The following is a 13,711-nucleotide window of genomic DNA, read 5'->3' on the forward strand; positions in this document are numbered from 1 at the left end:
ATATTTTTGAAAGCTAAAATTTCAAGAATAAATACAATTGCTTTTGAAAACAAAAATTAAAGCACCTGTTGCTGCTAAAAAGCCTAAAGAATTAAGTGTTCATAACGATATTAGAGTAGATAACTATTATTGGTTAAACCAAAGAGAAAACCAAGAAGTTATTGATTATTTAAATGCCGAAAACGAATATACCAAGGCAGTAATGCAACCCACAGAATCTTTTCAAAAAACATTGTTTGAAGAGATGAAATCTAGAATTAAAGAAGATGATGCTTCTGTACCTTATAAACTTAACGGATATTGGTATTTAACACGTTTTGAAAAAGGAAAAGATTACCCAATTTATGCCAGAAAAAAAGAAACCCTAGAAGCTAAAGAAGAAATACTTTTTGATTGTAATGAAATGGCTAAAGAGCATGCTTATTTTAAGTTGGGTGGCATTGCTATAAGCTCTGATAATAAATTAGCTGCCTTTTCAACAGATATAGTTAGTAGACGCCAATTTACTATTCAAATTAAAAATTTGGTAACGGGTGAAATTTTAGAAGACAAAATACCAAATACAACAGGAGGTATTACTTGGGCAAATGATAATGAAACGTTATTTTATGCTAAAAAAGATGAAGTTACACTTCGTTCTCATAAAGTGTTTAGGCATAAACTTGGCTCTAAAACTAGTGATGATGTTTTGGTTTATCATGAAGAAGATGATACCTATAACACCTTTGTTTATAAATCAAAATCTAGAAAATATATCATTATTGGGTCTTCAAGTACTCTATCAACAGAATATCGCATTTTAAAGGCCGATAATCCGGAAGGTGAATTTAAAATTTTTCAAGAACGTCAGCCCAATTTAGAATATAGTATTGCTCATTATAATGGGTGTTTTTATATTCTAACAAATCATAATGGAGCTACTAATTTTAAGTTGCTTAAAACAAATGAAAATAATACTTCTATTAACAATTGGGAAGAAGTTATTCCACACAGAAAAGATGTGTTACTAGAAGATATTGAAATTTTTAAAGATTACTTGGTAGTAAATGAACGAGAAAATGGTTTAAATAAATTGCGCATTATAAGTTGGGATGGAAATGAAGATTATTACTTAGCTATTCCTTCAGAAACCTACACTGTTTATATAGGCAATAATCCAGATTTTAATAGTAACACTTTACGTTATGTTTATAATTCTTTAACAACCCCAACCTCTGTAATAGATTATAATTTTAAAACCAAAGAACAAAAAGTTAAAAAAGAGCAAGAAGTTTTAGGTGGAAAGTTTAATAAAAACAACTATAAATCTACGCGTATTTGGGCTACAGCAAGAGATGGTGTTAAAATACCAATATCTTTAGTATATAGAAAAGAATTGAAATTAGATGGAACCAATCCGTTATTACAATATGCATATGGTTCATACGGTTCAACTACAGACCCATCGTTCTCATCTATTAGGTTAAGTTTACTAGATAGAGGTTTTATTTATGCAATAGCACATGTAAGAGGAAGCGAATATTTAGGAAGAGATTGGTATGAAAATGGTAAACTTCTAACTAAAAAGAACACGTTTTACGATTTTATTGATTGTTCAAAGTTTTTAATAGAACAAAAATACACCTCTAAAGAGCATTTATATGCATATGGAGGTTCTGCTGGAGGATTACTTATGGGTGCAATAATCAATATGAACCCAGAGCTTTATCATGGCATTATAGCAGCAGTTCCTTTTGTAGATGTTGTAACTACTATGTTAGATGACACCATTCCGTTAACCACAGGAGAATATGATGAATGGGGTAATCCTAATAAGAAAGAATATTATGATTATATGAAATCATACTCGCCATATGATAATGTTGAAGCTAAAGCATATCCTAACATGTTAGTAACAACGGGTTTACATGATTCTCAAGTGCAATATTGGGAACCTGCCAAATGGGTAGCCAAATTAAGAGATTTAAAGACAGACTCCAATATATTACTGTTACACACAGATATGAATTCTGGACACGGGGGACTATCCGGTAGGTTTGAAAGTCTAAAAGAAGTTGCACTAGAATATGCATTTTTGTTATATTTAGAAGGGATTAATGTCTAAATAAAAAAAATATCTTATTTTTGTCAGGTTTTAAGTTGCACATTGGCAATTTTGTGTTACTTACAAAATTCATTTAATGGAACAAAATAAAAAGGTTTTCAACAATTTATTAGAATTAATTGGCAACACGCCGCTAGTTAAGCTCAATAAAATAACCTCAAGTTTTAAAGGAGATTTTTACGCAAAAATAGAGTCCTTTAATCCAGGGCAATCTTCAAAAGATAGAATAGCACTTTATATAATAGAACAAGCCGAAAGACAAGGCATTTTAAAACCAGGAGATACCATTATAGAAACTACCTCTGGTAATACAGGGTTTAGTTTAGCAATGGTAAGCATTATTAAAGGTTATGATTGTATTTTGGCGGTGAGTTCTAAATCATCACCAGATAAAATAGATATGCTAAAAACTTTAGGAGCCAAAGTTTATGTATGTCCAGCACATGTAAGTGCAGATGATCCAAGATCATATTATGAAGTAGCTAAACGTCTTCATTCTGAAACTAAAGGTTCAGTTTATATCAATCAATATTTTAATAAACTTAATATTGATGCTCATTATCATTCAACAGGTCCTGAAATTTGGAGTCAAACAGAGGGTGAAATCACTCATTTAGTTGCGTGTAGTGGAACAGGAGGAACTATTTCTGGTACAGCTAAATATTTAAAAGAACAAAATCCTAATATAAAGGTTATTGGGGTTGATGCTTATGGTTCTGTAATTAAAAAGTATCATGAAACCAGAGAGTTTGATAAAAAAGAAATTTATCCTTACAGAATTGAAGGACTTGGGAAAAATTTAATTCCTACAGCAACAGATTTTGATGTTATTGATGAGTTTGTTAAAGTTACAGATGAAGATAGTGCTCATACAGCAAGAGAAGTAGCCAAAACAGAAGGGATGTTTGTAGGGTACACATCAGGTGCAGTAGTGCAAGCATTAAAGCAATTAAATGCGGCTGGAGAGTTTAAAGAAGAAGATAAAATTGTTGTTATATTCCCAGACCATGGATCAAGGTACATGAGTAAAGTATATAGCGATAAGTGGATGAATGATCAAGGATTTTTTGACAGCATTAATGAAGAAGCTGTTCAAAAAGTAGAATACATTAAATAATACATAATTATTTGGAAAAAGAGATTACGTTTTGTTGCAGAAACAGGATTTAATCTCTTTTTTTATTTTGAGAATAATTGAAGGGTAAAAATTATGCTCAAACCATTAAAATATTTAATTTTGCAAGAGCTAACTGAGGCCAAAACTAATTAAGAGATTTCAATTTAAAAATATGTTTTGTAAATCTAATATTACGCAACCCCTTAGTTAGATATCTTAAATTTAATAGCATACTTATATTATAATAAATGAAGGATTTATTCGAGAAAATTTATAAAGATAAAGGGCCATTAGGAAAATGGGCGGCTCAAGCAGAGGGATATTTTGTGTTTCCTAAGCTAGAAGGTGAAATTTCAAATAGAATGAAATTTCAAGGTAAAGAAGTTATAACATGGAGTATTAATGACTATTTAGGGTTGGCAAATCACCCCGAAGTTAGAAAAATTGATGCGGAAGCAGCAGCTCAATACGGTTCTGCTTATCCCATGGGAGCAAGAATGATGTCTGGTCATACAGATTTACATGAAAAACTTCAAAATGAATTAGCAGCTTTTGTTAAAAAAGAAGCAGCTTATCTTTTAAATTTTGGTTATCAGGGTATGGTATCTACTATAGATGCTCTTGTTGCTAAAGATGATATTATTGTTTATGACGTAGATGCACATGCATGTATTATTGATGGTGTGCGTTTGCATATGGGCAAGCGTTTTACTTATAAACACAATGATGTTCAAAGTTTAGAAAAAAACTTAGAGCGCGCAACTAAAATGGCAGAACATACTGGCGGAGGTATTTTAGTTATCTCTGAAGGTGTTTTTGGAATGCGTGGAGAACAAGGACGTTTAAAAGAAATAGTAGCTTTAAAGAAAAAATATAATTTCAGACTTTTTGTTGATGATGCTCATGGTTTTGGTACTTTAGGAGCCACGGGAGCGGGAACAGGTGAGGAGCAAGGTGTGCAAGATGATATTGATGTTTATTTTGCAACATTTGCTAAGTCTATGGCTAGTACAGGTGCTTTTATTGCTGGCGATAAAGAAATTATAGACTATTTAAAGTATAATTTACGTTCGCAAATGTTTGCTAAATCTTTGCAAATGCAACTTGTTGCTGGTGCACTTAAACGATTAGAAATGTTAAGAACAATGCCAGAATTAAAGCAAAATCTTTGGACCATTGTTAATGCATTACAATCAGGGTTAAAAGAACGCGGTTTTGATATTGGAACTACACAAAGTTGTGTAACGCCAGTTTATTTAAAAGGAAGTATTCCTGAGGCTATGGCACTTGTAAAGGATTTACGTGAGAACTACGGTATTTTCTGTTCAATTGTAGTGTATCCTGTAATTCCTAAAGGATTAATTTTATTAAGAATGATACCTACAGCAACGCATACTCTTAAAGATGTAGAAGAAACTCTAGCTGCTTTTGAAGGTATTAGAGATAGATTACACAACGGAACATATAAGCGTTTATCTGCTGCAGTTATGGCTGCAATGGGAGAATAGAATAAAGTATTAAATAAATTATAAAAAAGTCCAACTTACAGTTGGGCTTTTTATATATATATGCCATTTAATTAATTATTGAAAAATGATTTAATATATTTATGTTATATGTTAAATTTTTGTGTGTTTTGTAGAAATAATAAAATTTAATATAAAAATTAGTTTTTTTTGTTGTAACTTAAAAAAGATTGCATTGTACACATTTAGCTTTATATCGTATATTATATTATAAAATATTTATATAGATATATTTTATCTCTCACCTTTAAGTCTCTCACAATTTAATTTAAATATTAACCTAAATTTATATATTATGAGAGCATTATTACTTTTTTTTACAATTTTCAGTACTACCTTAATGTTTGGACAATCAGGAAATACTATTGCAGATGCAATTTCTCTTGATGGAGTAACAACAGATTTGAATGTTTTAAGTTCAGTAACGGTAACAGCATCTGGTTTAACACCTGCTTGTGGTTCTACTGAAGATGTGTTTTATAAGCATATACCAACATCTGGAGATAATAAAATTACCATAGGTATGCTTTCTGGAGCGATAGGTGCGGTAGCAGCTACCGTTGACTACCAAGTTTTAAGAGCTAATAATGGCGATATTAACGATTTAACGCCAATTACTTGTGATTCTTATGGCGTTGTGCTAGGGGTAGGAGGTGAATTTGAGTTAGTTATAAATAATATAATTGATACAGATGTGTATTATATACGTATTTATAAAATGAGTGGGTTAGGAGCATTATTATCAGGTTTGTTAAATGGTACTACGGTTTCAATGGTAAGTGTTTTTGATGCTTCACTTTCCAATGAAGATATAGCTTCCAATAAAATTAAAATTGTTACAAAAGATAATACGATAGAAGTTTTAAATAATATCTCAAAATATTCTGATTATGAAATTTATAGTTTAGATGGTAAGCAGTTATTTAATGTGAAATCAAATTCAGGAGTAAATAACATAGATATTACAAGTTTAAACAAGGGATTGTATTTGCTAAATCTTAAAAATTCAAATAAAAATTACACTTATAAATTTGTTAAGCGTTAAGACAAGTTTTTATACGGAAAATATATTTTCATAAAAACGTGTTAGTTGTTTAAAAAAAAGGGGTAAATTAAAAATAGTTTACCTCTTTTTTTATTCAAGGTTTTTTCTAAAGGTCTTTCGTTTTCTAAACACCACAGGATCAAAATGTTTCCAGATTTGTTTAATAGCAATATTATCTTCTAATTCTGGAGTTCTGTAGCAATTTTCTATACCTTTTTCAGTAAACACATCGTAATATTCATTAAAAATTACAGAATGAATACCTTTATTTTGATAATCAGGGTGAATGCCTATTAAGTAAAAAATAACATCTTTACTGTGCTTTTTTGCTTTTAATATGTGTTTAAACCCAAAAGGAAACAACTTGCCATTTGCCTTTTTTAGGGCTTTAGCAAACGAAGGCATAACAATAGCAAAACCAATAAGTTCATCGTTCTTATCAACAACAAATTTTATGTATTCAGGGTTTACAAAACTTATAAACTTCTTTTTAAAGTATGCTTTTTGAATATCTGTAATTTGCACAAATGAAGATAATGATGCATAAGTTTTATTAAAAAGATCAAACATTTTATCTACATAAGGCATAACCTCAGCTGTCTTTGTGAATTTTAAAGCTTTTAATTGATAACGACGTTTAATTAACTCTTGAGCCTTTTTAAAGGTTTCGGGGTTAACATTGCTAAACGGGAATATGCTTTCATTGTATCCTTTTTCAGGTTTGTAACCAGCGGCTTCATAATGTTTTACGTAGTATGGGTGATTGTACCAAGTAACCATTGGTGTTAGGGCATCATAACCTTCTGTAACAACTCCTACTTTATCTAGGTTAGAAAATCCAACTGGCCCTTCTGTATATTTTAAATTATTAGAGTTTCCAATTTCTTCTACTTTATTAAAAAGTGCTTTAGATACCTCTAAATCATCAATAAAATCAAACCATCCAAAACGCATTTTTTGTTGGTCTTGTTCTTTTACCTCTAACCAATTTATAATAGCGGCCACTCTACCTACAACTTCATTGTTTTTGTATGCTAGAAATAATCTAGCCTCGGCATCATTAAATACAGGGTTTTCGTTTTTATTAAACGTTTTCATTTCCTGACTAATAATTGGTGGTGTCCAGTATTTTGAGTCTTTGTAAAGCTTAAACGGAAATTTTATAAAGGTTTTTAGGTCTTTTTTTGAGCTAACTTCTTTAATTGTAATCATATATAGTTAACGTCTTTAGTTGTTAGTTTTAGTCAAAATCAATTGCTTTCTTTTTTTGTTTTCTAATTTTATTATCATCTAAACTATTTACTTTATTCTTTTTTCTTTTAGATTTTGTGCCATTTCTTCTTTCTCGTCTTGCTCCCTCGTCTTTTGCATCTGTACCGTTATCTAATACAGGGTCTCTGTGAAAATCTAATCTGTAAGATGCGCCAATACCTACATTTAATACAGATGGTGTGTCTTTTGTATTAAAAGTTAACGCAGCATCTAACTGAAAGTTTTTACCTAATAATCGTGCACCCCCAACTCTAAATAAATTATCGGCATAAAAGTCGCTCTTTATTCCTTGTGTTTCACCAAATATAACCCACTTTGGATTAAAAGAATGTGTTAATGTTAATATATATGTAAAATCAGATTGATCTGTACCTATTCTGTCTTTTATTAAATTCATAACAAACACCCAACCGCCAGCAAAATTATTTTGAGTTGCCACCATTATTTTGGGACTAAAACCTTCAATTTCTGGTGCTGTATAAGGATTGTTTTTTGTGTCATAATTAGCGCCTAAATAAACTGATACAGCAGGTATTAAGCTCTTCCATTTAAAGCTATGATTTGCTTTCCAACTGTATAAATTTGGTTTATTAGCTTCTTCGTTTTTGTAGGGGTCAAAAATTAAATATTTCACACCTAAAGTTAGATGTTTAAAATTAGCTCGATTATCTTCTGTATCTGGATAATACGTGTATTTTTTAGTATCGTTTTGATAATTCCCTTCAATATTTACTTCAAGTTCTTCAAATAAAAACCCGTATCTAGCTGTAAAATCGGCTCCAAAACCTGTAACTTCATAAGTAGTAGCAGGTGTTCGTTTCTCTTTTACAAAATAGGGGCCTATTTCAAACTGAACTACATTTTTTCCAACAGAAAATGCGCTTTTAGATGCGCCTGGTCTGTTAGAATTTATAACATCTGTATATTGACTGAACCCGAAAGTACTTATTAAACAAAATAAAATGATGGGGGTAGATTTGAAAGGCTTCATAATTAGTTTTTTATGTTGTAAGTAGCATAAAATTATATAACACAAGTAACAATTTATTTATTAACGTGTTCTCAAATATAGATATTTTATACTTTTTTTATCATTTTTGAATGTTTTTTAAGCGAGTAGAATTGTATTTTTGCAGTAGTAATAATTTTAAAAAACAGCATGGGTTTATTAAGAACCATATTTATAATTGTATTAGTTTGGTATTTGTTTAGGGTATTAGGTAGAATATTTGCGCCAATATTAATGAGGTTTGCAGCTAAAAAAGCAGAGAAACGCTTTGGTGATCAATTTGGGCAATATAGAAACCAACAACAACGTGCAGAACCCAAAAAAGAAGGCGAGGTAACCATTGATAAAATACCTAACCAAAAAGCTTCGAATAAAGATGTAGGAGATTATGTAGATTTCGAAGAAATTGATTAATTTCACCATCATTGTTTTTAAAGCACTTTCATGCAATTTTCATTTAAAAAAATTCTTCCGCATTTATTAGTTTTAATAGGGTTTATTGTTATTTCATTAGCCTATTTTAGTCCTGTTTTACAAGGAAAAGCTATTTTTCAAAACGACATCAAACAATATATTGGGATGTCTAAGCAACAAAAAGATTTTAGAGCAAAAACAGGAGAAGAAACCTATTGGACTAACAGCGCTTTTGGTGGTATGCCTACCTATCAATTAGGTGCTAAATATCCACACAATTATATTAAAAAACTAGATTTATCGCTTCGGTTTTTGCCAAGACCAGCAGATTATTTGTTTTTATATTTATTAAGTTTTTATGTTCTGCTTTTGGTTTTAAAAGTAGATTTTAAACTAGCAGCTATTGGCGCTTTAGCTTTTGGGTTTTCTACTTATTTAATAATTATTTTAGGAGTAGGCCATAACAGTAAAGCACATGCTATAGCTTATATGCCGTTGGTTTTAAGTGGTATTATACTTACTTTTCAAAGAAAATATATTGCAGGTTTTTTATTAACTACCATTGCAATGGGGTTAGAAATTGTGTCTAATCATTTTCAAATGACTTACTATTTATTACTGTTAGTCATTGTTTTAGGTGTGGTATATTTAATTGATGCTTTTAAAAAGAAGGTTTTACCGCATTATTTTAAGTCGGTTGGAATTTTAGTAGTTGCTGTAATTTTATCCGTAGGACTTAATGCTACAGGTGTATTAGCTACTCAAGAATATGTAAAGGAAAGTACTAGGGGTAAAAGTGAGTTAACTATAAATGCCGATGGAACACCTAAAGAAGTTACCACTGGTTTAGATAGAGATTATATTACACAGTTTAGTTACGGTATTGTTGAAACTTTCAATCTTTTTATACCGCGATTTATGGGAGGAGGGAATTTTGAGCATGTTGGTAAAAACTCTGAAACTTATAAAAAATTCCGATCAGAAGAATCCCCAACGTATTGGGGAGATCAACCCATTGTTGAGGCTCCAGCTTATATAGGAGCTGTGATAATTTTCTTGTTTGTGTTAGGGCTCTTTTTAGTAAAAGGCAGATTGAAATGGTGGCTTGTAGCAGGTACAATTATGTCGTTATTGCTTTCTTACGGAAAAAATTTAAGTTTTTTAACCAATTTCTTTATTGATTATGTGCCGCTATACAATAAATTTAGGGCTGTAAGTTCAATACAGGTTATTTTAGAATTATGTGTACCTGTTTTATCAATTTTGGGTCTTGTTAGGTTGTTAAATGATTTTGAAAAGAAAGAAGAGAAGCTGAAAGCTTTAAAATATTCAACAATTATTACCGGAGGACTGGCATTGATATTTCTACTCTTTAAAAACTCATTATTTACTTTTTCTGGAGCTAATGATGGGTATTATATTCAAAGTTATGGTCAGGAGTTTGTTAATGCTGTTAAAGAAGATAGAAAAGCTATTTTTACAGCAGACACCTTGAGAACCTTAGTTTTGGTGTTGCTTTCGGCAGGGGCAATTTTTATGTTTTTAAAAGAAAAACTAAAAGAAAAATGGTTGATAGTAGCTTTTGGAGCTCTAATTATTTTCGATTTGGTAGGGGTAGATAAACGTTATGTAAATAATGATGATTTTGTATCGGCTATAAAAGTTAATAAACCTTTTACAGCTAATGCTGCCGATAAAGAAATTTTAAAGGATAAAAGCTACTATAGGGTTTTTGATATTTCAAATGAAGGCTTGCAAAACAGAACAAAAGCGTCTTATTACCATAATTCATTAAATGGTTACAATGCTGCAGAACTAAAACGCTATCGGGAAGTTTTTGATTTTTATGTTGCAAAAAATAATTTGAATGTGCTTAATATGTTAAATACTAAATATATTATAGCAGATACTGAAAATGGTGTGGTTTCTTATTTAAATGATGAAGCTAATGGCAATGCTTGGTTTGTGAAAAGACTAATAGGTGTTTCATCTGCTAATGATGAAATTTTAGCATTAGATAGCTTAAATAACAAAACCGAAGCTGTCATAGATTTAAGAACAGTAGATTCAGATTTTAAAGATAGTTTTAAAGTAGATTCTTTGTCAATTATTGATTTAAAAGAAGTTAAGTCTAATTACTTAAAGTATGAATCTAATAATTCAAATGATGGGTTTGCGGTGTTTTCAGAGATATATTATGGTAATGGTTGGAAAACATTTATTGATGGTAAAGAAACTACTCATATGCGTGTTAACTACACATTACGAGGTATGGAGATTCCGAAGGGAAAACATATTATTGAGTTTAAATTTGACCCCGATGTAGTTAAAACAGGAAGCAGTATTGCTTTAGCTAGTTCTGTAATACTAGGTATTTTGCTTCTTGCTGGTTTGTTTTTTGAGTTTAAGAAGAATAGTAAAATCAAAGAAAGTGCGTAAAAAAGCACTAATCATAACGTATTATTGGCCTCCTGCTGGTGGACCTGGTGTGCAACGATGGTTAAAATTTGTGAAATACTTGCCAGATTTTAATATTGAACCTATAGTGTTTGTGCCTAAAAACCCAAATTATGCTTTAATAGATGAAAGCTTAAGTAAAGAGGTTTCTTCAAATTTAAAAGTATTAAAGTCGCCTATAAAAGAACCTTATAAGTTAGCTAGGTTTTTTTCAAAAAGAAAATCTAATACCATTAGTAAAGGTATTATTTCAGAAGCAGAAAACCAGAGTTTAGTTGAAAAGATTATGCTTTATGTGCGTGGTAACTTTTTTATTCCAGATGCTAGAAAAAATTGGGTATCACCATCGGTTAAGTATCTTTTAGATTATATTTCAAAAGAAAACATAACTGCAGTTATAACAACAGGACCGCCTCATAGTTTGCATTTAATTGGCATGCAGCTTAAGGATAAGCTGGGAGTGAGGTGGATTGCTGATTTTAGAGATCCTTGGACAACTATTGGGTATCATAAAAAGTTAAAATTAAATAAACGCTCTCAAAAAAAGCATCGGTTTTTAGAAAGAAGTGTTTTAAATACAGCAGACCAGATAATTGTTACAAGCTCTGTAACAAAACAGGAGTTTTCTAAATTAACATCAAAACCTATTGAGGTTATTACTAATGGTTATGATTATGAATCTGTTGAGCAGGTTTATTTAGATTCTAAGTTTTCTTTAGCACATATAGGATCTTTATTATCAAAAAGAAACCCTGAAGTTTTGTGGCAAGTTTTAAGAGATATAGTTGGTGAGAAACAAGATTTTTCAGAAGATTTTCAATTAAATTTTGCTGGTGCAGTTAGTGATGATGTAATAAAATCATTGAATAGATTTAATTTAAGTAATTATGTAAATAATGTGGGTTATATTTCACATAAAGAAGCTATTAAGTTTCAAATAAAATCACAAATATTACTGCTAATAGAAATAGATTCAGAAGAAACTAAAAGTATTATTCCTGGTAAGCTCTTCGAATATATGGTTTCAAATAGACCAATTGTAGCTATTGGGCCAAAAGGTTCTGATGTAGAGAAAATAATTAAAGAAACTAATACAGGTAACTACTTTAATTATACAGATTATAATGCACTTAAAAATATAATACTAACGCATTATGATGCGTACAAAGAGGGGGTGCTTAAATCATCTCCAGTTGGCTTACAAAAATACAGCCGAAAAAAGTTAACAGAAACCCTTTCTAAACTTATATAATGGGTATTGTAGCATCACAATCATTAAAAAATATTATCTCAACTTATTTGGGTTTTTTTATTGGTGCAATAAACACATTGTTTCTTTATACAAAGTTTCTTAGTGATGAATATTACGGTATGGTTGGTTTTATGTTGTCTGCTGCTTATGTAATGATGCCTTTAATGTCTTTTGGCGTTCATAATACATTGGTTAAATTTTACTCGTCTTTCAAAACTAGAATGTCTTTAAATAGTTTTTTAACTTATATGCTTCTGTTGCCAATGGTAATAGTTATTCCTGTAAGTTTAATAGGGTGTTTGTTTTATGAAAGTATAGGGGCGTTTCTTTCTACTGAAAATGCTATTATAAAACATTATTTGTGGCACACCATAGTTATAGCTATTGCGCTGGCTTATTTTGAGGTGTTTTTTGCTTGGGCAAAAGTACAAATGAAAACAGTATTTGGTAATTTTTTAAAAGAAGTATTTCATAGGGTAGGTGCTATGGTGCTGTTGTTTTTGTTGCATTTTAAGGTTATAGATATTGAGCAATTTATGATTGGTTTGGTGGGGGTTTATCTTATAAGAATGCTTGTAATGAAAATATTTGCTTTCATAATAAAGTTTCCTGTTATTATGTTTAAGCGATTAAATAATATTAAAAGTATTATTAAATATTCAGCTTTAATTGTAATAGCCGGTTCTGTTGCAACTATTTTGTTAGATGTAGACAAAGTAATGCTAGGTAAATATATCCCAATAGAGCAAATTGCTTATTATAATGTAGCTATTTTTATTGCTGCTGTTATTGCAGTGCCACAAAGGTCTATGCATCAAATTTTACTACCGCTTTCTGCTAAATATTTAAATGATAAAGATTTTGATTCTTTAGGAGATTTATACAAAAAAAGCTCTCTTAATTTGCTTGTTGTTAGTGGACTAATATTTTTGTTAATTACACTGAATATTAATCAGTTATATCTGTTAATTGATGAAGAGTTTAGTGTTGGTCTTTATGTGGTTTTATTAATTAGTATAGCTAAATTATATGATTCTGTTTTAGGAAGTAGTAATGCTATTTTGTTTAATAGCGATTATTATAAAATTGTGCTTATTCTAGGTGTTGTTTTGGTTGTATTAATGGTGGCTTTAAATATGATATTTATACCATTATTTGGTATTAATGGGGCTGCATTAGCAACGTTTATTGCTGTTTTCTTTTATAATACAGGGAAGTTGTATTTTGTTTATAGGTATTTTAAATTACTGCCTTTTACATTGAACACTATAAAAGCAATTAGTCTAATTTTTATAATAGCTCTACTTTTTTATTTCTGGGATTTTTCTTTTCACCCTGTTTTAAATATTGCTTTAAAATCACTTTTAATTGGGGTTATTTATCTGTTTGTAGTGTTGAAATTTAAGGTGTCTTACGATATTTCTGAAATAGTTAATAAAACTCTTAAGAGATTATTTTAAAAGAGAAAACCCCACGATTTTGCTTTGAGGCAAACATGTCGCAGGGCTTTCCAAC

Annotated in this window: 10 protein-coding genes; 8 read left to right on the forward strand and 2 right to left on the reverse strand. The window is 30.3% G+C overall.

Annotated features, from left to right (window positions below):
• The first annotated feature begins 43 nt into the window (after positions 1-43).
• The 4 genes from J1D01_RS13705 to J1D01_RS13720 all read left to right on the forward strand — a co-directional run bounded on the left by J1D01_RS13705 (position 44) and on the right by J1D01_RS13720 (position 5,792).
• Positions 44-2,104, forward strand: a complete 2,061-nt coding sequence (locus J1D01_RS13705) for a S9 family peptidase (protein WP_421151209.1) — start codon at positions 44-46, stop codon at positions 2,102-2,104.
• A 76-nt stretch (positions 2,105-2,180) separates the two neighbouring features.
• On the forward strand, positions 2,181-3,221 hold the full coding sequence (locus J1D01_RS13710; RefSeq protein ID WP_372937482.1) for a PLP-dependent cysteine synthase family protein: 1,041 nt from the start codon (positions 2,181-2,183) through the stop codon (positions 3,219-3,221).
• A gap of 248 nt (positions 3,222-3,469) precedes the next feature.
• On the forward strand, positions 3,470-4,729 hold the full coding sequence (locus J1D01_RS13715; protein WP_372937483.1) for an aminotransferase class I/II-fold pyridoxal phosphate-dependent enzyme: 1,260 nt from the start codon (positions 3,470-3,472) through the stop codon (positions 4,727-4,729).
• 313 nt (positions 4,730-5,042) lie between these two features.
• The gene (locus J1D01_RS13720; protein ID WP_421151210.1) at positions 5,043-5,792 is read left to right on the forward strand and encodes a T9SS type A sorting domain-containing protein; all 750 of its coding nucleotides are present in this window, start codon (positions 5,043-5,045) and stop codon (positions 5,790-5,792) included.
• A 90-nt stretch (positions 5,793-5,882) separates the two neighbouring features.
• Here J1D01_RS13720 and J1D01_RS13725 read toward each other — a convergent pair whose 3' ends face one another.
• Positions 5,883-7,004 carry a GTP cyclohydrolase gene (locus J1D01_RS13725; protein WP_372937484.1) on the reverse strand — a complete coding sequence of 374 codons (1,122 nt, stop codon included), beginning with the start codon at positions 7,002-7,004 and terminating at the stop codon, positions 5,883-5,885.
• A gap of 28 nt (positions 7,005-7,032) precedes the next feature.
• Positions 7,033-8,055, reverse strand: a complete 1,023-nt coding sequence (locus J1D01_RS13730; protein WP_421151211.1) for a transporter — start codon at positions 8,053-8,055, stop codon at positions 7,033-7,035.
• A 168-nt stretch (positions 8,056-8,223) separates the two neighbouring features.
• On the opposite strand from J1D01_RS13730, the gene J1D01_RS13735 reads away from it, so the two are divergent.
• From J1D01_RS13735 to J1D01_RS13750, 4 genes are read left to right on the forward strand one after another with little or no spacing between them, the layout of a single operon-like run.
• Positions 8,224-8,487: a DUF4834 family protein gene (locus tag J1D01_RS13735; RefSeq protein ID WP_421151212.1), complete on the forward strand. Its 264-nt coding sequence runs from the start codon at positions 8,224-8,226 to the stop codon at positions 8,485-8,487.
• A gap of 30 nt (positions 8,488-8,517) precedes the next feature.
• Complete coding sequence (locus J1D01_RS13740) at positions 8,518-10,926, forward strand: YfhO family protein (RefSeq protein WP_421151213.1); 2,409 nt, start codon at positions 8,518-8,520, stop codon at positions 10,924-10,926.
• On the forward strand, positions 10,919-12,196 hold the full coding sequence (locus tag J1D01_RS13745; RefSeq protein WP_421151214.1) for a glycosyltransferase family 4 protein: 1,278 nt from the start codon (positions 10,919-10,921) through the stop codon (positions 12,194-12,196). Before J1D01_RS13740 ends, J1D01_RS13745 begins: the two co-directional genes overlap by 8 nt.
• Positions 12,196-13,656 (forward strand): polysaccharide biosynthesis C-terminal domain-containing protein, encoded by a 1,461-nt coding sequence (locus tag J1D01_RS13750; protein ID WP_421151215.1) that lies wholly within the window; start codon positions 12,196-12,198, stop codon positions 13,654-13,656. The genes J1D01_RS13745 and J1D01_RS13750 overlap by 1 nt, the downstream gene beginning before the upstream one ends.
• Positions 13,657-13,711 lie beyond the last annotated feature (55 nt).

This window comes from Seonamhaeicola sp. NFXS20 (assembly GCF_049132085.1).
In the GTDB taxonomy this organism is placed as follows: domain Bacteria; phylum Bacteroidota; class Bacteroidia; order Flavobacteriales; family Flavobacteriaceae; genus Seonamhaeicola.